Raw genomic sequence first — 19,724 nt, forward strand, 5'->3', positions numbered from 1 at the left:
ACGAGGGGAGCTGCGTGCCGAGCTCGATCCGGCCCGGCGACGTGCTCGCCGGCCGGTACCGCCTGGTCGACCTGCTGACCGAGAGCAGCGCCGGCCGGTTCTGGCGCGCCCTGGACAAGGTCCTGGAGCGGTACGTCGCGCTGCACGTCATCCCCGCCGACGACCCGCGCGCCGAGGAGCTGCTCGAGGCGGCCCGGCGCTCGGCGACGGTGCTGGACCGCCGGCTGCTGCGCGTCCTCGACGCCGACCGCACCGACGAGGACGTCTTCGTCGTCAACGAGTGGGGCTCGGGCGACTCCCTGGACATCATGCTCGCGGCCGAGGGGCCGCTCTCGCCCCGACGGGCCGCCTGGATCGTCTCCGAGGTGGCCGCGGCCATCGCCGCCGGCCACCAGGCCGGGGTCGCGCACGGGCGCCTGGTACCCGAGAACGTCCTGGTGGACCACGCCGGAGCGGTCCGGGTCATCGGGTTCGCCGTCGACGCGGCGCTGTTCGGCCTCGGACCGGGGCGCGCCTCCCAGGACGTCGCCGACCTCGGCGGGGTGCTCTACGCGGCGCTCACCGGCAGGTGGCCGGGCCCGTCGCCCTCCCAGGTGCCCGGGGCGCCGGTCGTGTCCGGGCGGGTGCTGCGACCGCGCCAGGTGCGGGCCGGGATCCCCCGTCCGCTCGACCTGCTGTGCGACGAGGTCGTCAACCCGTACGCCGGCCACGGCGCGCGGCAACGGGAGGTCCACGACCTCGCGACCGCCCAGGGCGTCGCCGACTACCTCGGCGAGTTCGTCGGTGACCCGACCGGGCTGGCCGAGGCCGAGGCGGCCTCCGGACGGCGCGACACCCTCGAGACCATCGCGCTTCCCGCCCTGGCCGACCCGCCGCCGCGCGAGGCCGCACCGGCGCCCGCGGACCCGCCCGTCCCAGACCCCGACCCAGACCCCGACCCCGCGCCCGACCCCGCGCCCGCGCCCGCACCCGCGCCCGCACCCGCGCCGGACCCCGCCCCCGACCCGACTCCGGACCCGGCCCCCGAGGAGCCGTCCCCGGAGCCGGAGCGCGCCTCCACCGAGCTGCCAACCGAGGCCGGGCTGCCGATCTTCGACGACGAGAACGACGACGTCTCCTGGGTGGCGGCCCGGGCCGACCCGCCACCTCCGCCGCCGGCGTTCGAGGACCCGCCCGAGCGTCCGCTGTTCGCCCCGGAGCCCACCGACGGGCCGGCCCGGCGTCCTCGGAACCCCGCTGCGGCGGGCACCGGCGCCGGGGAGTACTGGCCGTGGGACACCAGCACCGGCACCGGGACCCACCAGGTCGGCGACGGCGAGGAGGACGCCGAGGTGCCCGGCCGGCGGTGGCTGCGCCTGGCCGCCGCGATCGCGGGGTGCCTGCTGCTCCTGCTGGCGATCGTCGTCGCCTACAACCTCGGCCGGGGCCGCACGCCGCTGGCGCTGCCGGGGCGCGACGCGGGCACGCCCACCAGCCCGACGACGGCCACGACCGGCCCGGCGTCGCCCCAGCCGATCGCCGGGATCACCGCCAGCGACCTGGACCCCCAGGGTTCACCGCCCTACGACGAGCACCCCGAGCTCACGCCGCTGGCCGTCGACGGGAAGCCCGGCACCGCCTGGACCACGATGACCTACGACCAGGACTTCGGTCCCGGTGGCCTCAAGACCGGGGTCGGCCTCGTGCTCGACCTGGGTCGGGACCACGACGTGAGCGCCGTGGACCTCACGTTCGTGGGCGCGCCGACCAGCTACTCCCTCTACGTCACCGACAGCGCCCCGACCGCGGTCAAGGGCCTCACGCCCGTGGCGACCGGCACGGCCGACGGCACGCGCAGCGAGGCCCGGCTCGACGAGCCGGCGCGCGGCCGCTTCGTCACCGTCTGGCTGACCTCGATCCCGGCCGTCTCCGACGGTTTCCGTGGCGGGGTCGCCGAGGTGACGGTGCTGGGATGACCCGAGCTGGGACGACCCGAGCTGGGACGACCGGACGGCCCGCGGGTCGGGGGCCGCGAGTGCGCCGATGACACCCGAGGCGCAGGACGACGCCTCCGACGCCGAGCTGCTCGCGGCCCACGTCGGCGGCGACCCCGATGCGTTCGCCGTCCTCTTCCGTCGGCACCGCGATCGGCTCTGGGCGGTCGCGCTGCGCACCACCGGCAACCGGGAGGACGCGGCCGACGGCCTGCAGGACGGGCTGGTGGCGGCGTACCGCCGCGCCGGCTCCTTCCGGGGCGACAGCGCCGTGACGACCTGGCTGCACCGGGTGGTGGTCAACGCCTGCCTGGACCGGCTGCGGGCCGCCCGGGTGCGGCGCGCCGAGCCGCTGCCCGACGACCTCGAGGAGTACCGCGACCGCGGCTCGCTGTCGACCGCCGACACCGGCGGCACCGTCGACCCGGCCGACCGGTCGGTGGCCGCGGAGCGCCGCGACCAGGTGCTCGCGGCGCTGCGCCAGCTGCCCGAGGAGCAGCGCGCCGCCCTGGTGCTGGTCGACATGGAGGGCTACGCCGTGGCCGAGGCCGCCGCGATCCTCGACTGCGCGGTCGGCACGGTGAAGTCGCGGTGCTCGCGGGGGCGATCCCGGCTGGCCGTGCTGCTCGCCCCGCTGCTCGAGACCGACCCGGGTGACCCGGGCCACCTCCCGCCGGGGAACCCGGGTCCGGCCGGCACCGTCGAAACCGGTGACGCGCCGCGCGGGCCACCCACCTGACCCACCTGACCCGCGCGACCCACCCGACCCGACCAGCACCGCGAGGAGGTGACCCCCGATGACCGACGACGAGCAGGTGTGCCGGCTCCTGGCCGAGGCCCGGCACGAGGACCCGATCCCGCCCGACGTGGCCGCGCGCCTGGACGGAGTGCTCGCCGACCTGCGCTCCGACCGGCCGGTCCCCTCCTCCGTGGCCGACCTCGCGGCCGCGCGGCGGCGGCGCCGGGCCGGCGTGCTGCTGGCGGCCGCCGCCGCGGTCGTCGTGGCCGGCGTCGGCGTCGGCTGGCTGCGCGGCCTGGGCGCCCAGGGCGGGGACAGCGGTGGCAGCACCGCCGACTCCGCGGTGGTCGGGTCCGCCCCGGAGGCCGCGGACGGCGGTGGCTCCTCGACCTCGGGACGCACGCCCGACCTGAGCCGGGCCGTCCCCATCGACCCCGCCCGGTTCGCCCGGGACGTCGCCCGGCTGCAGGGTGTCTCGGACGCGGCGCTCCAGGACCAGGGCGCCCGCAGCGACCTCGCCACCGTCCCCCTGCCGGACGGGTGCGTGGTGCCCGGCCCCGGCCGCCTGGTCGCCGTCCGGTACGCCGGCAGCCTCGGCGCCCTGGTCTACCGGCCGGTGCGCGGGGACACCCAGGTCGTCGATCTCTACCTGTGCGGCCACGAGTCCCCGGCCCGCTCGGTCACGCTGCCCGCCCCCTAGCGGTCCGGGCCGGGCGCTGCGGTGACCCGGCGCCCCGCGGGAAGGTTCCTCGCCTACGATCGGTTCTACTGCCTGTAGGCCCCTGTGGCAGCCCCACTCCTGCGAGGAGAGTTCACGTCCATGTCCGACGTCCAGCCCGACACCCGGAACGTCCGGGACGTCATCGTCATCGGCTCCGGCCCCTCCGGCTACACCGCCGCGCTCTACACGGCGCGCGCGAACCTGCGGCCGCTGGTGTTCGAGGGCTCCGTCACCGCCGGTGGCGCGCTGATGAACACCACGGAGGTGGAGAACTTCCCGGGCTTCCGCGACGGGATCATGGGCCCCGCCCTGATGGATGAGATGCGGGCCCAGGCCGAGCGGTTCGGCGCGGAGCTGGTGGCCGACGACGTCGTCGAGGTCGACCTCACCGGTGACGTCAAGGTCGTGAGGACCGCCACCGACACCTTCCACGCGCGCGCGGTGATCCTCGCGATGGGCTCGGGCTACCGCAAGCTCGGGCTGCCCCGCGAGGAGGAGCTGTCCGGCCGCGGCGTCTCCTGGTGCGCCACCTGCGACGGGTTCTTCTTCCGCGACCAGCACATCGCCGTCGTCGGTGGCGGCGACTCCGCGATCGAGGAGGCGACGTTCCTCACCCGCTTCGGCTCGAAGGTGTCGCTGATCGTGCGCCGCGACGAGCTGCGCGCCTCCAAGATCATGCAGGAGCGCGCGTTCGCCGACCCGAAGCTGGAGATCCTCTGGAACTCCCGCGTCCAGGAGATCAACGGCGAGGACCGCCTGGAGTCCCTCACGCTCGAGGACACCGTGACCGGGGAGACCCGCAACCTCCCGGCCACCGGCCTGTTCATCGCGATCGGGCACGACCCACGCTCGGAGCTGCTCCCCGGCCAGGTCGACCTCGACCCGAACGGCTACGTCATCGCCAGCCACCCCTCCACCGGCACCAACCTCCCCGGCGTGTTCGCGGCGGGCGACCTGGTCGACCACCACTACCGCCAGGCGATCACCGCCGCCGGCACCGGCTGCGCGGCCGCGCTCGACGCCGAGCGCTACCTCGCCGAGCTCGACCACGCCGCCACGGACGGACGCGACGCCCAGGACCGTTCCGACGCGGAGATGCGCGCGGTCGAGACCGCCGACGTCTAGTCGGGACGCGCCAGCGGACCGACCGAGGGTGGTCGAGCGAGCCGCGCGGCTGAGGGACGAAGCCGCGACCGGCGTGTCGAGACCCAGTCGCTGGTCTGGTGAACCCCCTCCCGCCGCAGCGCGGCGGGGAACATCCGCGGTGCCGCTGCGGTTGACTGTGATCAGACCTCTGTGTTCATCCGAAGAAGGGATCCCCCTGTGGGCAACATCAACGCCGTGACCGACGCCGAGTTCGACGCGCAGGTCCTCAAGTCCGACAAGCCGGTCCTCGTGGACTTCTGGGCGGAGTGGTGCGGCCCGTGCCGCCAGGTCGCCCCGATCCTCGACGAGATCGCCACCACGCACGGCGACAAGATCACGTTCTTGAAGATGAACGTCGACGAGAACCCGGTCACCCCCTCGAACTACCGGGTGACCGGCATCCCGACCATCAACGTCTACCAGGGCGGCGAGGTCGTGAAGAGCATCGTGGGCGCCCGCCCCAAGGCCGCGATCCTCAACGAGCTCGCGGACCTGCTCTGACGGGTCGCTCCTAACGAGCCTCGCGCGAGGCCCGGGTCGCCTTCGGCGCCGGGCCTCGTGCCGTCTTCGGGCGCACCACGCCGACCAGGCGCTCGAGGGCGGCCTCGACCTCGTCGCGCCAGCTGACGGTCGTGCGCAGGTCCATCCGCATCCGGGGGCTGGTCGGGTGGGCCCGGTGGGTCTTGAACCCGACGCTGCCCAGGAAGTCGACCGGCACCACGCAGCGCCCGGTCCGACCACGCGGGTCGCCGTACGCCTCCACCGCCGCGATGCCGCCACGCCGGGTCAGGTCGCGGGCCATCCCCTGCACGAGCATCCGGCCGAGCCCGCCCCCGCGGTGGGCGGGCTCGACGTACGCCATCGTCAGCAGGACCGCGTCCGGGGAGATGGGGGAGGTCGGGAACCCGGCGGCTCCGGGGACGAACGCCTCCGGCGCGTAGACGAGGTAGCCGACCGGCCGGTCGTCGACCAGGGCCACCCGGCCGCAGGAGCCCCACTCGCGCAGCACCTGCGACATCCAGGCGTCCTTCTCGGCGACCGGGTCGTCCACCCGCTGCCGGCGGACCGGGTCCAGCTCCCAGAAGAGGCAGGTGCGGCACGGCGCACGGAAGGTGTCGAGGTGGTCCAGGGTGAGCCGGACGATCTTGCGCGACATCACACCTCCGTCGGTGGAACCCGTGCAGCCATCGTAGGCCCGGCCTGCCAGGATGTCCGGGTGCGCAAGATCCGGCAGAGCCGCAAGCTCCAGAACGTGCGCTACGACGTGCGCGGGCCGATCCTCGTCGAGGCCCAGCGCCTGGAGGCCGAGGGTCACCACGTCCTGAAGCTCAACATCGGCAACACCGCGCCGTTCGGCTTCGAGGCGCCCGAGGCGATCGTGGCCGACATGATCCACCACCTGCCGCAGTCCCAGGGCTACAGCGACAGCCAGGGGATCTACTCCGCGCGCACAGCGGTCGCGCAGTACTACCAGAGCCACGGGCTGCGCGACGTCCTCGTCGACGACGTCTTCATCGGCAACGGCGTGTCCGAGCTGATCACGATGGTGCTGCAGGCCTTCCTCGACGACGGCAACGAGATCCTGGTCCCCGCGCCCGACTACCCGCTGTGGACCGGCGCCATCACCCTGTCCGGCGGCACGGCCGTGCACTACGAGTGCGACGAGACCAACGGCTGGAACCCGGACCTGGCCGAGGTCGAGGCCAAGATCACCGAGCACACCCACGGCCTGGTCATCATCAACCCCAACAACCCCACCGGCGCGGTCTACAGCGAGGACACCGTCAAGGGGCTGGTCGACATCGCCCGGCGCCACGACCTCGTGGTCTTCGCCGACGAGATCTACGAGAAGGTCATCTTCGACGACGCCGTGCACCACCACGCGGCGACGTACGCCGGCAGCGACGTGCTGTGCCTGACCTTCAGCGGACTCTCCAAGGCCTACCGCGTCTGCGGCTACCGCGCCGGCTGGGTGATGGTCTCGGGGCCCAAGGAGACCGCCCTGGACTTCCTCGAGGGCCTCACGCTGATCGCCAACATGCGGATGTGCGCCAACGTGCCCGCCCAGCACGCGATCCAGACCGCGCTGGGCGGCTACCAGTCCGTCGAGGAGCTGATCCGCCCGGGTGGGCGCTTCTACGAGCAGAGCAAACTGGCCAGCAGGCTGCTCAACCAGATCCCCGGCGTGAGCAGCGTCGAGCCGCGGGGCGCGCTCTACTGCTTCCCGCGGCTGGACCCCGAGGTCTACCCGATCGACGACGACGAGACCTTCGTCATCGACCTGCTGCGGGCCAAGAAGATCCTGGTCACCCACGGCACCGGCTTCAACTGGCCGCGGCCCGACCACTTCCGGCTGGTGACCCTGCCCGACGCCCAGGTCCTCGAGGAGGCGATCGGTCGGATCGCGGAGTTCCTCGAGACCCGGCGGTGAGCGCGTGCGCGACCTGACCTACCCCCCGATCATCGTCACCGCGAAGGTGGCGTTCCGCGCGCTGGGCCAGCGCTTCCAGCTGACCGGCACCGAGCAGGTCCCCCGGACGGGCGGCGTGCTGCTCGCCTACAACCACATCGGCTACGTCGACTTCATCTACGGCGGGCTCGCCGCGAACCCGTCGGGTCGCCTGGTGCGGTTCATGGCCAAGCACGACCTCTTCGCCCATCGCTACGTCGGGCCGCTGATGCGATCGCTCCACCACATCGAGGTGGACCGGGGCGCCGGCGAGGCGTCGGCGCGCACGGCGGTGGAGTACCTGCGGGCCGGGGAGGCCGTCGGCATCTTCCCCGAGGCCACGATCTCGCGGGCCATGGAGCTCAAGGAGTTCAAGACCGGTGCGGTCCGCATCGCCGCGGAGGCGGGCGTCCCGCTGGTCCCGGTGATCCTCTGGGGCACCCAGCGGATGATGACCAAGGACCACCCGCGCGACTTCTCGCGCGGCAAGACCATCGCGATCCGGGTCGGCGAGCCGCTGCACCCGACCGGGGCCGACCCGGTCGCCGAGACCGCCGAGCTGCACCGGGTGATGTCGCGCCTGCTCGACGAGACGATCCGGGCCTACCCCGCCGACGAGCAGCCGCCGGGCAGCTGGTGGCTGCCGGCGTCGTACGGCGGCGGCGCGCCCACCCTGGAGGAGGCGGCTCGCCTCGACGCCGAGGAGCAGCGCGCCCGCGCCGCCCGCCGGGCCGCCCGCGACGACAGCTGAATCGTCAAGTCGACAAATCGCTTTATCGCTGTAGCGACAAGTCTGTGAGTTGCTAGATCGGCCGGTCCGTCCGGTTGCGGGGATCCATGATGTCGACGATGCGCTGCAGGTCGTCGAGCGAGGCGAACTCGACGGTGATCCGGCCCTTGCTGCGGCCGAGGTCCACCTTGACGCGGGTCTCGAACCGGTCGGACAGCCGGTCGGCGAGGTCCACCAGACCGGGCGCGACCGGCCGAGGCCGGGCGACGCGGGGGGAGGGACCGTCCACGTCGCGCACCGCGACGATCTCCTCGAGCCCCCGCACGCTGATGCCCTCGGCCACCACCCGCTGGGCGAGCCGGTCCTGCACCTCGGGATCGTCGATCGCCAGGAGCGCCCGGGCGTGCCCGGCGGACAGGACGCCGGCCGCGACCCGGCGTTGGACGGCGGGAGACAGCTTGAGCAGCCGCAGCGTGTTGCTGATCTGGGGGCGCGAGCGGCCGATCCGGGTGGCGAGCTCCTCGTGGGTGCAGCCGAAGTCGTCGAGCAGCTGCTGGTAGGCGGCCGCCTCCTCCAGCGGGTTGAGCTGCGAGCGGTGCAGGTTCTCCAGCAGCGCGTCGCGCAGCATGTCGTCGTCGTCGGTCTCGCGGACGATCGCGGGGACCCGCTCCAGGCCCGCCTGCTGGGCGGCGCGCCAGCGCCGCTCGCCCATGACCAGCTCGTAGTCCTCGGGCCCGCGCCGTCGCACCACGACGGGCTGCAGCACCCCGATCTCTCGGATCGAGTGGACCAGCTCGGCCATCGCGTCCTCGTCGAAGACCTGCCGGGGCTGAGCGGCGTTCGGCCGGACCTGCCCGACCGGGATCTCGGCGAAGTGCGCCCCGGCGACCGGAGCCAGCCCCGGGTCGGTCGGCCCCGGTGTCGTCGACGGCTCGTCCCCGCCGGACGACGCCTCGGCCGGGTCCCCGGCGGGGGCGCTGGTCGGGATCAGCGAGCCCAGGCCCCGGCCCAGGCCCCGGCGCTGCGGCGGGCGGTTGGCGTTCACGAGGCGGTGCCCATCAGGCGGAGGCTCCCTTGGTGGCGATCTCGCGCGCGGCCTCGAGGTAGGACAGCGCGCCCGGCGATCCGGGATCGTAGGTCATCACGGTCTGGCCGTAGGACGGCGCCTCGGAGACCCGCACCGAACGCGGGATGGTGGTCCGCAGCACCTGCTCGCCGAAGTGCTCGCGCACCTCCTCGGCCACCCCGGCGGCGAGCCGCGTGCGGGCGTCGTACATCGTGACGAGGATCGTCGAGACCACCAGGGCCGGGTTCAGGTGCGCCTTGACCATCTCGACCGTCTCGAGGAGCTGACCGAGGCCCTCGAGCGCGTAGTACTCGGCCTGGATCGGGATCATCATCTCGTTGCCAGCCACCAGCGCGTTGAGCGTCAGCAGGCCGAGTGACGGCGGGCAGTCGATCAGCACGTAGTCCAGGCGGTCCTCCCCCGCCTCGGCTGCGGTCCCGACGCGGGGATGGCCGGCGATCGCCTTGTGCAACCGGCTCTCTCGGGCCACGACGGAGACCAGCTCGATCTCGGCGCCGGCCAGGTCGATCGTCGCGGGCACGACCAGCAGGTCCTCGACCTCCGGGCTGGGTGCCGCGACCTCCTCGAGCGGTACGCCGTCGACCAGGGCGTCGTAGGTGGAGGGCACCCCGCGGTGGTGCTCGACGCCGAGCGCCGTCGAGGCGTTGCCCTGCGGGTCGAGGTCGATGACGAGCACGCGCTGGCCGAGCTGGGCCAGCGCCGCGGCGATGTTCACCGTCGAGGTGGTCTTGCCGACGCCGCCCTTCTGGTTCGCGACGACGACCACCCGGGTGGCCGCGGGCCGGCCGAGTGGGGGCCGCAGTCGCGCACCGTGACGCGCGAGCACGACGTGCTCGGCCGCGCGCGCGAGCGGGGTGGCGTGGTCGTGGTCGAAGTCCGGCGCCTCGTCCGCCAGCTCGGCCGCGGTGCGGACGGCGAAACCGCCGATCGGGGCGGCGGATGTTTCACGTGGAACATCGGTGGGTGCCGGCGTCGGCGGCTCCTGTGGAGAGCCCCCGACATCCTGTGGATAACCACGCTCAGCACGCGAGCCACCACCGGTGGAAAACTCGGTCACGCCCGACGCCTCCGGTTCGCCTTGGGGCGCCGGCGACCGGCGCGCTCCACGTCTCGACCGCCGCTCGGCGGTGCTGCGATCGGCCACGGTACCCCGCTGGGATCGGCCCAGGCCACTCGGACCGCCAGCGTGGTGGACAGCGTGGTGGACCCGGTGGTGGACCCGGTGGTGGACCCGGTGGTGGACCCGGTGGTGGACGGGTCCGGACCGTGCGTCAGATCCAGCCCGAGGGTCAGCACCTCCGGCTCGGCACAGCCGAGCTCACGCAGCGTCGGTCCGGCCGCGGCGACCTCGTCCCGCACGCCCGACCCCTTCATCGCGACCAGCGCTCCGGTCGGTTCCACGAGCGGCATCGACCAGCGCAGCAACCGGTCCAACGGGGCCACGGCGCGCGAGGTCACCACCGCGAACCGCCGGACGCCGTGCAGCGCCTCGGCCCGACCCCGGACCACCTCGACCGACGTCAGGTCCAGCGCCGCGACCGCCTCCTCCAGGAAGGTCGTGCGCCGCAGCAGCGGCTCGACCAGGGTGACCGAGAGGTCGGGCCGGGCGATCGCCAGCACCAGTCCGGGCAGGCCCGCCCCGGACCCGACGTCGCAGACGGTCACCCCGTTCGGCACCACCTGGGCCAGCAGCCCGCAGTTGAGCAGGTGCCGATCCCACAGTCGCGGAACCTCCCGCGGCCCGATCAGGCCGCGCACCACCCCGTCGGTCGCCAGCAGCTCCGCGTAGCGCTGCAGGGCGTCGAGGCGGCCGGACGAGAACACCCTCCGGGCCACGTCCGGCGCGGAGGGTGTTTCACGTGAAACGTCGTCGGTGTCGCTCACCGCGGTCAGCCGGGCAGGACCACCACGTACCGCCGCGGCTCCACGCCCTCGGACTCCGAGGAGAGCCCGGCCGCGGCCACCGCGTCGTGCACCACCTTGCGCTCGAACGGCGACATCGGGTCCAGGGACGCCGCCTCGCCGGTCTCCTTGACCCGAGCGACCGTCGCCTCGGCCAGCGCGACCAGCTCGGCGCGCTTCTGCGCGCGGTAGCCGGAGATGTCCAGCATCAGCCGCGACCGCTCACCGGTCTCCCGGTAGACGGCCAGCCGGGTCAGCTCCTGGAGGGCGTCGAGCACCTCCCCCTTGGCCCCGACCAGCTGGGACAGCTCGGCACCGACGATGGACACCGCGGCCCGGTCGCCCTCGACGTCCATGTCCAGGTCGCCGTCGAGGTCGGCGATGTCGAGCAGCTCCTCGAGGTAGTCAGCGGCGATGTCGCCCTCCTGCTCGAGACGCTCCAGACGGGTCCGCTCCGCGTCGGTGGCCTCCGCCACCGCCGCGTCCGGGACCTGCTCGACCGACACGTCCTCACTCACTGGGTGCCTCCCTCGGGCTTGCTGGCGGGCCGGGGCCCGCTGGACTTCTTGCGCTGCTGGCGCGACTGCTTCTTGGGCTGTTGCCGCTGCTGCGGCCGCTTGTCGACCGGCTCCTCCACCTCGGGCGCGGCGATCGCGGTGGCCTGCTGAGGCTTGCCGTGCTTCTCGGCCTTGAGCCGGTCCCGCTCCGCCTTGGCCTTCGCCGCCTCGGTGCCCGGCGCCGGGTTGTTGCGGATCACGTAGAACTGCTGGCCCATCGTCCACAGGTTGGAGGTCGTCCAGTACACCAGGACGCCGATCGGGAACGCGATGCCGCCGACCGCGAAGACGACGGGCAGCACGTAGAGCAGCAGCTTCTGCTGCTGGGCGTAGGGACCCGACAGCGCGTCGGCCGGCATGTTCTTGCTCATCAGCTGGCGCTGGGTGGTGAACGTGGTGGCCGTCATCGCGATGACCAGCAGGGCCGCCACGACCTGGACCGCGACCGAGCCCCCGTTGTTGAGGAAGGTCGCCTTGAGCGGGACCACCCCGAACAGCTCGGCGTCACCGAAGCTCTGCGCGAGCTCGTCGCTGAGGAACGCGATCCCCGACCCGTTGGCCGCGTGGTGGTCGAGCAGCCGGAACAGGGCCAGGAAGATCGGCATCTGGATCAGGATCGGCAGGCACGAGGCGAACGGGTTGGTCCCGCTCTCCTTGTACAGCTTCATCGTCTCCTGGGCCAGGCGCTCCCGGTCGTGGCCGTACTTCTTCTGCAGCTCCTTGACCTTGGGCTGGATCAGCTGCATGTTCCGGCTGGAGTTGATCTGCTTGACGAACAGCGGGATCAGCGCGGCCCGCACGGTGACCGTGAGGCCGATGATCGACAGGACCCAGGTCGCGCCTCCGTCCGGGTTCATCTGCAGGACGTTGGTGAAGAGCCAGTGCCACGCGACCAGGACGGCGGAGATGGCGTAGTACAGCGGCGTCATGATGAGGTGGCCGATGTCGCCGAGGAATCCCACGGATCAGGCTCCTTGCTGGGGTGAGGGAGATGAGCCCGCGCTCAGGCGGGAGGAGGCGTCGGGGCGTCCGCGGGGCGGCACCGGGTCGTACCCGCCGGCGGCCCAAGGATGGCACCGCAGCAGGCGGCGCCCGGCGAGCCAGGTGCCGCGCACGCTGCCGTGCACCGTCACCGCCTCCAGCGCGTACGCCGAGCAGGACGGGTGGTAGCGGCAGACCTGCCCGTAGAGCGGGCTGACGACCAGCCGGTAGACGCGCAGGAAGCCGATGAGCAGCCAGCGCAGCGGGTCGTACCTCATGCGCTGACCTCCGGACCGACGGGGGCACCCGTCCGACGAAGGCAACGTGCGAGGTCCGCCCCGAGTTCCGCGGAGGAGGCACCCGCCGCGGCCGGGAGCGCGCGGACCACGAGCACGGCGGAGTCCGGGAGCGACGAGAGGTGCTCCCGGACCAGGTGTCGGAGTCGGCGCTTCACGCGGTTGCGGGTGACGGCATCGCCCACGGCCCGGCTGACCACGAAGCCCGCCCGCGGACGGGCGTCGCCGGCACCGGCCGCCAGGTGCACCACCAGGGTGCGCGACCCCGAGCGGCGGCCGCTGCGGACCGCGTCGCGAAAGGAGGCACCGTCGGTGAGGCGGTGGGCCGCCGGCAGCACGCGGCTGGCCTGGGTCGGAGCCGCTGGACCGTCAGACGGCGAGGCTCTTGCGGCCCTTGCGGCGGCGAGAGGACAGGATCGAGCGACCGGCGCGGGTGCGCATGCGCAGGCGGAACCCGTGCACCTTGTGGCGGCGGCGGTTGTTCGGCTGGTACGTACGCTTGCTCACGAGCTTCTCTCCATGGGTTGTCAGGGCCGTCACGCCGGGCCGGGCAGCAGCGCAGCCGGTCGTCGCGAGGACCGTTCGGCTGGCACCGCGCACCCACGCGCAGCAGCCCTGTCGTGACTGTGTTGTCGTGACACTGCTGTCGTAGGCATGCGGCACCGGTCGACACCGGGTGACCGAGCAACGGTACGCGCAGCCCATCCACAGGGTCAAACCGACGCTGGACCGGCTGCCGCCAACCTGTGGATGACGGGTTGCCGCGGCCCCGACCGCCTTGTTACGTTCGCCGACGACGAGGTTCCCCGCCACCACGGGTCACCCCGATCGCGACCGGTCCGTGACCGCCGTCACACCGAGGTCGACCAGGCCTCTGACCTGCGATAACAGCGATCCGGAGTGGTTCTCGAGTGGTCTCGCACCGAGCCTCCCGCCCGCCGGGAGACCGGGTTCACAACCTGTGGACAAAGTTGTGGACGCAGCGGCGTCCAGGACGCCGGGCCGACGACAGCCGATCAAGAAAGCGGGAAGCGGTGGAGCACAGCACCCCGGACCTCAGCCCGGACCTGCAGGAGGCGTGGCGCGGCGTCGTCGACGACCTGCAGCCCAACCAGCGGGCCTGGCTGTCCGCGAGCGAGCCGGTCACCCTCCACGAGAGCACCGCAATCGTCGCGGTGCCCAACGACTTCACCCGCAACCAGCTCGAGGGTCGGCTGCGCGCCCAGCTCGAGGACGCCCTCACCGTCCGCTTCGGCCGCGAGATCCGGATCGCGGTGACGGTCAACCCGGCGCTCGAGGAGCGCGTCGTCGGCCCGCCGCCCGCGAACGTCGATCAGTCGCCAAGTCGTCAAACCGACATGTCGACAATGGCGCCGGACGTCCCGCCCTCTCCGGCACCCGTCCCACCCGTCGAGCCACCCGCGGAGACGACCCTGCGGCCGACCTCGCTCGAGACCCGCCTGAATCCCAAGTACACCTTCGAGACCTTCGTCATCGGATCGTCGAACCGGTTCCCGCACGCGGCCGCGGTCGCGGTCGCGGAGGCGCCCGGCAAGGCCTACAACCCGCTGCTGGTCTACGGCGACTCCGGGCTGGGCAAGACCCACCTGCTGCACGCGATCGGCCACTACGTCCGCTCGCTCTACACCGGCGCCAAGGTGCGCTACGTGTCGAGCGAGGAGTTCACCAACGAGTTCATCAACGCGATCCGCGACGACCGGCAGGACCGGTTCAAGCGGCGCTACCGCGACGTGGACGTGCTCCTCATCGACGACATCCAGTTCCTGGAGGGCAAGACCCAGACGCAGGAGGAGTTCTTCCACACCTTCAACACCCTCCACAACGCCAACAAGCAGATCGTGCTCACCTCCGACCGCGCGCCCAAGCGGCTCGAGGCCCTCGAGGACCGGCTGCGCAACCGGTTCGAGTGGGGCCTGATCACCGACGTGCAGCCGCCCGACCTCGAGACGCGGATCGCGATCCTGCGCAAGAAGGCGGCGATGGACCGGCTGACCGCCCCGCCGGACGTCCTGGAGTTCATCGCCAGCAAGATCCAGACGAACATCCGCGAGCTCGAGGGCGCCCTGATCCGGGTGACGGCCTTCGCCAACCTCAACCGCCAGGAGGTCGACATGACCCTGGCCGAGATCGTGCTCAAGGACCTGATCCCCGAGGGCGGCGAGCCGGAGATCACCGCGGCGCTCATCATCGCCCAGACCGCGGCGTACTTCGGGCTCTCCATCGAGGAGCTCACCGGCCCCAGCCGCGGCCGGCACCTGGTGATGGCCCGGCAGATCGCGATGTACCTGTGCCGCGAGCTCACCGACCTCTCGCTGCCCAAGATCGGCGCCCAGTTCGGCAACCGCGACCACACCACGGTCATGTACGCCGACCGCAAGATCAACCAGCTGCTCGCCGAGCGCCGGGCCGTGTTCAACCAGGTCTCCGAGCTCACCAACCGGATCAAGATGCAGGCGCGTCAGGGCTGAACGCCCCGGCACCCGCCCAAGATCGTGTGGTCCTCGCCTGTGGAGCCGGGTGTGCAGCACGCGGGAGGAGCGCGGGACAACCTGTGGACGGAGAACGACACGAAGCGACGCCGGCCCGCGCGGTCCACACCACCGACCGAGCCGTCCGCTGTCCGTCCACACCCCCTGTGGACGGCCAACGCCCGTGCTGACCTGGGACGACGGTGGTTCTCCACAGTGTCCACCGTTGCTATGACTACTCCGGACCTCCAGACTGATCGATCGCCCGTGAACATCCACCCGGCCCGCTTCCTGGGGACAACGCCCGGCGGTCGGCCCTGCATGGCAGGATGCGCATCCCACGACTTGTCCGCTTCCCGCCGGACCTGACCCGAACCGAACCGAAGGAACCATCGTGAAGTTCCGCGTCGAGCGCGACGTGCTGGCCGATGCCGTCGCCTGGGCTGCCCGCAGCCTCCCGGTCCGTCCCAGCGTCCCGGTCCTGGCCGGGCTGCTCATCGAGGCCACCGACGACGGCCTGGTCCTCTCCACCTTCGACTACGAGACCTCGGCGCGGGCCACGCTCAGCGCCCAGGTCAGCGACGAGGGCCGCGCGCTGGTCAGTGGCCGGCTGCTCGCCGACATCTGCCGCAGCCTGCCGGCCAAGCCGGTCGACATGGTGCTCGACGGTGCCCGGGTCTCCCTGACCTGCGGCTCGGCCCGGTTCAGCCTGCAGACGATGCCGGTCGAGGACTACCCGTCGCTCCCCGACATGCCGTCGGCCACCGGCACCGTCGACGCGGCCTCCTTCGCGCACGCCGTCGCCCAGGCGGTCACGGCCGCCGGCCGCGACGACATGCTGCCGGTGCTCACCGGGGTCCGCATCGAGATCGAGGGCGACACCATCTCGCTGCTGGCCACCGACCGGTTCCGGCTCTCCCACCGCGAGCTGGCCTGGAACCCGCGGACCCCCGACGAGTCCGCGGCGGCGCTCGTGCCGGCGCGGGTGCTCGGTGACACCGCGAAGTCGCTCACCGGCGGCGAGGTGACGATCGCGCTGGCGACCACCGGCACCGGCGAGGGCATCATCGGCTTCGAGGGCGAGGCGCCCGGCGGCGTACGCCGCACGACCACGCGGCTCCTGGACGGCGAGTTCCCCAAGGTGCGCAGCCTGTTCCCCAGCGAGCACCAGATGACGGCGCTGGTCGACAAGGCCGCGCTGGTCGAGTCGGTCAAGCGCGTGGCGCTGGTCGCCGAGCGCAACACCGCGGTGCAGCTGGCCTTCAGCGACGGCGTGCTCACGCTCGACGCCGGCTCCGGCGACGAGGCGCAGGCGTCGGAGTCGATCGAGGCCACCATCGACGGCGAGGACATCACCACCGGCTTCAACCCGCAGTTCCTGCTCGACGGCCTGACCGCGATCGACCAGCCGACCGTCGAGCTGGCGTTCACCCAGGCGTCCAAGCCGGTGGTGATCAGCGGCCGCGCCGACGGCGAGGACGCCCCGTCGTTCCGCTACCTGCTGATGCCGCGCCGCCTGCTCGGCTGACGTCGGCGGTCGTCCTCCGGGGTCTCGACGGGCGCTCAGGCGCAGAGCGCCTTCGCTGCTCGACCACCGGAGCCGGGCGGTCGACCGTCGGGCCGGTGGTCGAGCTTGTCGAGACCCCCGCACCCGACCGGTGACCGGTCCCCGCGGGTTTCGACGCGCGGTGGCGACCTCGCAGGCTCGGTCGCCCGCTTGCTCAACCTCCCGACACACGCGGGCCACGACTTCGTCGTTGCCCGCTAGTGTCGTGACATGGACATCGGACTGGTAGGTCTCGGCAAGATGGGCGGCAACATGCGGACCCGGCTGCGCAACGCCGGGCACACGGTGGTGGGCTTCGACCGCGACCCCGACCTCGCCGACGTCGACAGCCTGGCCGCCATGGTCGAGCGGCTGCCGACGCCCAAGGTCGTGTGGGTGATGGTGCCGGCCGGTGACCCCACCCGCGAGACCATCCGGCAGCTCGGTGACCTGCTGGGCGAGGGCGACCTCGTCGTGGACGGCGGCAACTCCAAGTGGACCGACGACCAGCAGAACGCCGCGATGCTCGCCGAGAAGGGCATCGGCTTCGTCGACTGCGGCGTGTCCGGCGGCGTCTGGGGCCTGCAGAACGGCTACGCGCTGATGTGCGGTGGCGCCGACGAGCAGGTGGCCAAGGTCCAGCCCGCCTTCGATGCCCTCAAGCCCGAGGAGGGCGGCTTCGTCCACGCCGGCCAGGCCGCCGGGGCCGGTCACTTCGCCAAGATGGTCCACAACGGCATCGAGTACGCGGTGATGCAGGCCTACGCCGAGGGCTGGGAGCTGCTGGAGAAGGTCGACCTGGTCGACAACGTGACCGACGTCTTCGACTCCTGGCGCTCGGGCACCGTGATCCGCTCCTGGCTGCTCGACCTCCTGGTCGCGGCCATCCAGGAGGACACCCACCTGGACAAGATCGCCGGCTACGCCGACGACTCCGGTGAGGGCCGCTGGACGGTCGAGGCGGCGATCGACAACGCCGTGCCGATGAACGTGATCGCGGCCTCGCTGTTCGCGCGGTTCGCCTCGCGGCAGGACGACAGCCCGGCGATGAAGGCGATCGCGGCGATGCGCAACCAGTTCGGCGGGCACGCCGTCCACACCGAGCCGCCGAAGGGCGGCGACGTCGCGCCCTAGCCGCGCCGCTCCCACACCCCGCCTGCCGTGTACGTCTCGCACCTGACCCTCCACGACTTCCGGTCGTACGCGTCGGTCGACGTCGCGCTCGAGCCGGGGGTCACCGCGTTCGTCGGTCGCAACGGGCAGGGCAAGACCAACCTGGTCGAGGCGGTCGACTACCTGTCCCGGCTCACCTCCCACCGGGTCGCCGGCGACGCGCCGCTGGTGCGGGCGGGTGCCGACCGGGCGGTGGTGCGCGCCGCGGTGGTGCGCGACGGGCGGACGGCGGTCCTGGAGGTGGAGCTCAACCCCGGCAAGTCCAACCGGGCGCGGGTCAACCGGTCACCGCTGCCCCGGGCCCGGGAGCTGGTCGGCCTGGTCCGCACCGTCGTCTTCTCCCCGGAGGACCTCACCCTGGTCAAGGGCGACCCGAGCGACCGGCGCAAGCTGCTCGACGACCTGCTCGTCCTGCGCGCCCCACGACTGGCCGGGGTCCGCGCCGACTACGACCGGGTGCTGCGCCAGCGCAACTCCCTACTCAAGACCGCGGGCGCGGCCCGCCGCGGCAGCTCCTCGCAGGAGTCCGCCCTGTCGACGCTCGGGGTCTGGGACGCGCACCTGGCCCGCACCGGTGCCGAGCTGCTCGCGGAGCGGCTCGCGCTCGTCGACGCGCTGCGGCCCTACGTCGGCAAGGCGTACGAGACCGTCGCGCGCGGCGCGACCCGCGACGACGCCGACATCGAGTACCGCCCGTCCTTCGACCTCGGCGGGCGCACCGGACGCGAGGACCTCACCGAGGCGCTGCTCACCGAGGTGGAACGGCGCCGCGGCGACGAGCTCGACCGGGGCGTCTCACTGGTCGGCCCGCACCGCGACGAGCTGCTCCTCACGCTCGGCCACGGACCGCAGGACCACCGGCTGCCGGTGAAGGGCTACGCCTCACACGGGGAGTCGTGGTCGTTCGCGCTGGCATTGCGGCTGGCGTCGTACGACCTGCTGCGCGCCGACGGCGACGACCCGATCCTGATCCTCGACGACGTGTTCGCCGAGCTCGACACCGAGCGCCGGGCCCAGCTGGCCGACCTGGTGGCGGGTGCCGAGCAGGTGCTCGTCACCGCGGCCGTGGCCGCCGACGTCCCGGAGGCGCTCGCCGGGGTGAGGTACGCCGTCGCTGACGGTGAGGTCGTCCGTGAGCAGTGACGAGCCGGAGGTCCCGGCCACGGAGCAGGCCGAGGAGGCCGAGCACCGCGACGACGGATTGGACCTCGCGCGCGCACTGAGCCGGGCGACGGCGCGGTCGTCGCCGGCGGCCCGACGCAAGCAGCGCCGCCGGGACACGCCCACCCGGGGTCGGGTCACCGGCTCGCACCCCGACGACCGCGACCCCCAGCTGCTCGACGTCACCCTCGGCCGGCTCGTCGACGACCACGGCTGGGAGCTGGACCTGAGGGTGCACGGCGTCTTCGGACGATGGGAGGAGCTGGTCGGTGCCGAGGTCGCCCGGCACTGCACGCCCGAGTCGTTCGCGGAGGGCAGGCTCGTGGTGCGGACCGACTCGACGGCCTGGGCGACCCAGCTGCGGCTGCTCGCGCCCACGGTCGTGCGGCGGCTGAACGAGGAGCTCGGGCACGGGACGGTCACGGTCATCGACGTGCAGGGCCCGCGCGGACCGAGCTGGACCAAGGGGCCGCGGTCGGTCCGCGACGGGCGGGGCCCCCGCGACACCTACGGCTGACCGCCGGGTCGCCGGCGGCTGGGACCGCCAGGGACCATCTGGGACGTCCGCCGACGTACAGGGACCTGTCCGACCCCCTGCGCGGGCCCTCGATCGGCGCTCACGGGGCGCTCAGGGCCACTTTTCGTCCCCAGGTGCCCCCCTGGCGGTGGGTGACGCGTGGATAACGGCCCTCCACGGGCTATCATGGAGGTCGGCCGCTGTGCCCCCGGGCGAGCGGCCGTCTCCATGCAAGGACAGCCGAAGAAGAGGTGCGC

At 72.8% G+C, this 19,724-nt stretch carries 21 protein-coding genes; 12 read left to right on the top strand and 9 right to left on the bottom strand.

Features of this window, described 5'->3' with window-relative positions; genetic code table 11:
• The first annotated feature begins 14 nt into the window (after positions 1-14).
• From ACILRH_RS01325 to trxA, 5 genes are all read left to right on the top strand, one after another.
• Positions 15-1,955 (top strand): protein kinase family protein, encoded by a 1,941-nt coding sequence (locus ACILRH_RS01325; protein ID WP_395690331.1) that lies wholly within the window; start codon positions 15-17, stop codon positions 1,953-1,955.
• Between the two features lie 67 nt (positions 1,956-2,022).
• The gene (gene sigM / locus ACILRH_RS01330) at positions 2,023-2,712 is read left to right on the top strand and encodes an RNA polymerase sigma factor SigM (protein WP_395690332.1); all 690 of its coding nucleotides are present in this window, start codon (positions 2,023-2,025) and stop codon (positions 2,710-2,712) included.
• Positions 2,713-2,770: 58 nt separating this feature from the next.
• Positions 2,771-3,412: a hypothetical protein gene (locus tag ACILRH_RS01335; protein ID WP_395690333.1), complete on the top strand. Its 642-nt coding sequence runs from the start codon at positions 2,771-2,773 to the stop codon at positions 3,410-3,412.
• Positions 3,413-3,532: 120 nt separating this feature from the next.
• A complete protein-coding gene (trxB, locus tag ACILRH_RS01340) occupies positions 3,533-4,558 on the top strand; it encodes a thioredoxin-disulfide reductase (protein ID WP_395690334.1) in 1,026 nt (341 codons plus the stop codon).
• Positions 4,559-4,756: 198 nt separating this feature from the next.
• Positions 4,757-5,080 carry a thioredoxin gene (trxA, locus tag ACILRH_RS01345; protein WP_395690335.1) on the top strand — a complete coding sequence of 108 codons (324 nt, stop codon included), beginning with the start codon at positions 4,757-4,759 and terminating at the stop codon, positions 5,078-5,080.
• A gap of 10 nt (positions 5,081-5,090) precedes the next feature.
• On the opposite strand, the gene ACILRH_RS01350 is transcribed toward trxA, so the two are convergent.
• Complete coding sequence (locus ACILRH_RS01350) at positions 5,091-5,735, bottom strand: GNAT family N-acetyltransferase (RefSeq protein WP_395690336.1); 645 nt, start codon at positions 5,733-5,735, stop codon at positions 5,091-5,093.
• 60 nt (positions 5,736-5,795) lie between these two features.
• Between ACILRH_RS01350 and ACILRH_RS01355 the strand changes: the two genes are divergently transcribed.
• Both ACILRH_RS01355 and ACILRH_RS01360 read left to right on the top strand, forming a co-directional pair.
• Positions 5,796-7,010 (top strand): pyridoxal phosphate-dependent aminotransferase, encoded by a 1,215-nt coding sequence (locus ACILRH_RS01355; protein ID WP_395690337.1) that lies wholly within the window; start codon positions 5,796-5,798, stop codon positions 7,008-7,010.
• 4 nt (positions 7,011-7,014) lie between these two features.
• Positions 7,015-7,779, top strand: a complete 765-nt coding sequence (locus tag ACILRH_RS01360) for a lysophospholipid acyltransferase family protein (RefSeq protein ID WP_395690338.1) — start codon at positions 7,015-7,017, stop codon at positions 7,777-7,779.
• A 52-nt stretch (positions 7,780-7,831) separates the two neighbouring features.
• On the opposite strand, the gene ACILRH_RS01365 is transcribed toward ACILRH_RS01360, so the two are convergent.
• Genes ACILRH_RS01365 through rpmH form a run of 8 tightly spaced genes read right to left on the bottom strand, consistent with a single transcriptional unit; the run spans position 7,832 to position 13,088 of the window.
• Complete coding sequence (locus ACILRH_RS01365; protein ID WP_395690339.1) at positions 7,832-8,803, bottom strand: ParB/RepB/Spo0J family partition protein; 972 nt, start codon at positions 8,801-8,803, stop codon at positions 7,832-7,834.
• 13 nt (positions 8,804-8,816) lie between these two features.
• Complete coding sequence (locus ACILRH_RS01370; protein WP_395690340.1) at positions 8,817-9,902, bottom strand: ParA family protein; 1,086 nt, start codon at positions 9,900-9,902, stop codon at positions 8,817-8,819.
• A complete protein-coding gene (gene rsmG / locus ACILRH_RS01375) occupies positions 9,899-10,681 on the bottom strand; it encodes a 16S rRNA (guanine(527)-N(7))-methyltransferase RsmG (protein ID WP_395690341.1) in 783 nt (260 codons plus the stop codon). Before rsmG ends, ACILRH_RS01370 begins: the two co-directional genes overlap by 4 nt.
• Before the next feature lie 53 nt (positions 10,682-10,734).
• Complete coding sequence (locus ACILRH_RS01380; RefSeq protein ID WP_395690342.1) at positions 10,735-11,265, bottom strand: protein jag; 531 nt, start codon at positions 11,263-11,265, stop codon at positions 10,735-10,737.
• Positions 11,262-12,233, bottom strand: a complete 972-nt coding sequence (gene yidC, locus ACILRH_RS01385; protein ID WP_395691199.1) for a membrane protein insertase YidC — start codon at positions 12,231-12,233, stop codon at positions 11,262-11,264. Before yidC ends, ACILRH_RS01380 begins: the two co-directional genes overlap by 4 nt.
• A gap of 36 nt (positions 12,234-12,269) precedes the next feature.
• Complete coding sequence (gene yidD / locus ACILRH_RS01390; RefSeq protein ID WP_395690343.1) at positions 12,270-12,563, bottom strand: membrane protein insertion efficiency factor YidD; 294 nt, start codon at positions 12,561-12,563, stop codon at positions 12,270-12,272.
• Complete coding sequence (gene rnpA, locus ACILRH_RS01395; RefSeq protein WP_395690344.1) at positions 12,560-12,919, bottom strand: ribonuclease P protein component; 360 nt, start codon at positions 12,917-12,919, stop codon at positions 12,560-12,562. The genes yidD and rnpA overlap by 4 nt, the downstream gene beginning before the upstream one ends.
• A gap of 31 nt (positions 12,920-12,950) precedes the next feature.
• On the bottom strand, positions 12,951-13,088 hold the full coding sequence (gene rpmH, locus ACILRH_RS01400) for a 50S ribosomal protein L34 (RefSeq protein ID WP_056156542.1): 138 nt from the start codon (positions 13,086-13,088) through the stop codon (positions 12,951-12,953).
• Between the two features lie 527 nt (positions 13,089-13,615).
• On the opposite strand from rpmH, the gene dnaA reads away from it, so the two are divergent.
• The 5 genes from dnaA (at position 13,616) to ACILRH_RS01425 (ending at position 19,467) form a co-directional block, all read left to right on the top strand.
• Positions 13,616-15,070: a chromosomal replication initiator protein DnaA gene (gene dnaA / locus ACILRH_RS01405; RefSeq protein WP_395690345.1), complete on the top strand. Its 1,455-nt coding sequence runs from the start codon at positions 13,616-13,618 to the stop codon at positions 15,068-15,070.
• A gap of 394 nt (positions 15,071-15,464) precedes the next feature.
• On the top strand, positions 15,465-16,598 hold the full coding sequence (gene dnaN / locus ACILRH_RS01410) for a DNA polymerase III subunit beta (RefSeq protein ID WP_395690346.1): 1,134 nt from the start codon (positions 15,465-15,467) through the stop codon (positions 16,596-16,598).
• A gap of 249 nt (positions 16,599-16,847) precedes the next feature.
• Positions 16,848-17,750 carry a phosphogluconate dehydrogenase (NAD(+)-dependent, decarboxylating) gene (gene gnd / locus ACILRH_RS01415; RefSeq protein WP_395690347.1) on the top strand — a complete coding sequence of 301 codons (903 nt, stop codon included), beginning with the start codon at positions 16,848-16,850 and terminating at the stop codon, positions 17,748-17,750.
• A gap of 27 nt (positions 17,751-17,777) precedes the next feature.
• Entirely contained in the window at positions 17,778-18,932 is a 1,155-nt protein-coding gene (recF, locus tag ACILRH_RS01420; protein WP_395690348.1) for a DNA replication/repair protein RecF, read from the top strand.
• A complete protein-coding gene (locus ACILRH_RS01425; RefSeq protein ID WP_395690349.1) occupies positions 18,922-19,467 on the top strand; it encodes a DUF721 domain-containing protein in 546 nt (181 codons plus the stop codon). The genes recF and ACILRH_RS01425 overlap by 11 nt, the downstream gene beginning before the upstream one ends.
• Positions 19,468-19,724 lie beyond the last annotated feature (257 nt).

Origin of the sequence: Nocardioides sp., from assembly GCF_044226765.1 — a bacterium.
In the GTDB taxonomy this organism is placed as follows: Bacteria; Actinomycetota; Actinomycetes; order Propionibacteriales; family Nocardioidaceae; genus Nocardioides.

Bases quoted from the DNA above. Each gene is read 5' to 3' on its own strand.
- sigM (WP_395690332.1), top strand. From the start codon at position 2,023: ATGACACCCGAGGCGCAGGACGACGCCTCCGACGCCGAGCTGCTCGCG.
- gnd (WP_395690347.1), top strand. From the start codon at position 16,848: ATGGACATCGGACTGGTAGGTCTCGGCAAGATGGGCGGCAACATGCGG.
- ACILRH_RS01335 (WP_395690333.1), top strand. From the start codon at position 2,771: ATGACCGACGACGAGCAGGTGTGCCGGCTCCTGGCCGAGGCCCGGCAC.
- ACILRH_RS01350 (WP_395690336.1), bottom strand. From the start codon at position 5,735: ATGTCGCGCAAGATCGTCCGGCTCACCCTGGACCACCTCGACACCTTC.
- yidC (WP_395691199.1), bottom strand. From the start codon at position 12,233: ATGACGCCGCTGTACTACGCCATCTCCGCCGTCCTGGTCGCGTGGCAC.
- yidD (WP_395690343.1), bottom strand. From the start codon at position 12,563: ATGAGGTACGACCCGCTGCGCTGGCTGCTCATCGGCTTCCTGCGCGTC.
- trxB (WP_395690334.1), top strand. From the start codon at position 3,533: ATGTCCGACGTCCAGCCCGACACCCGGAACGTCCGGGACGTCATCGTC.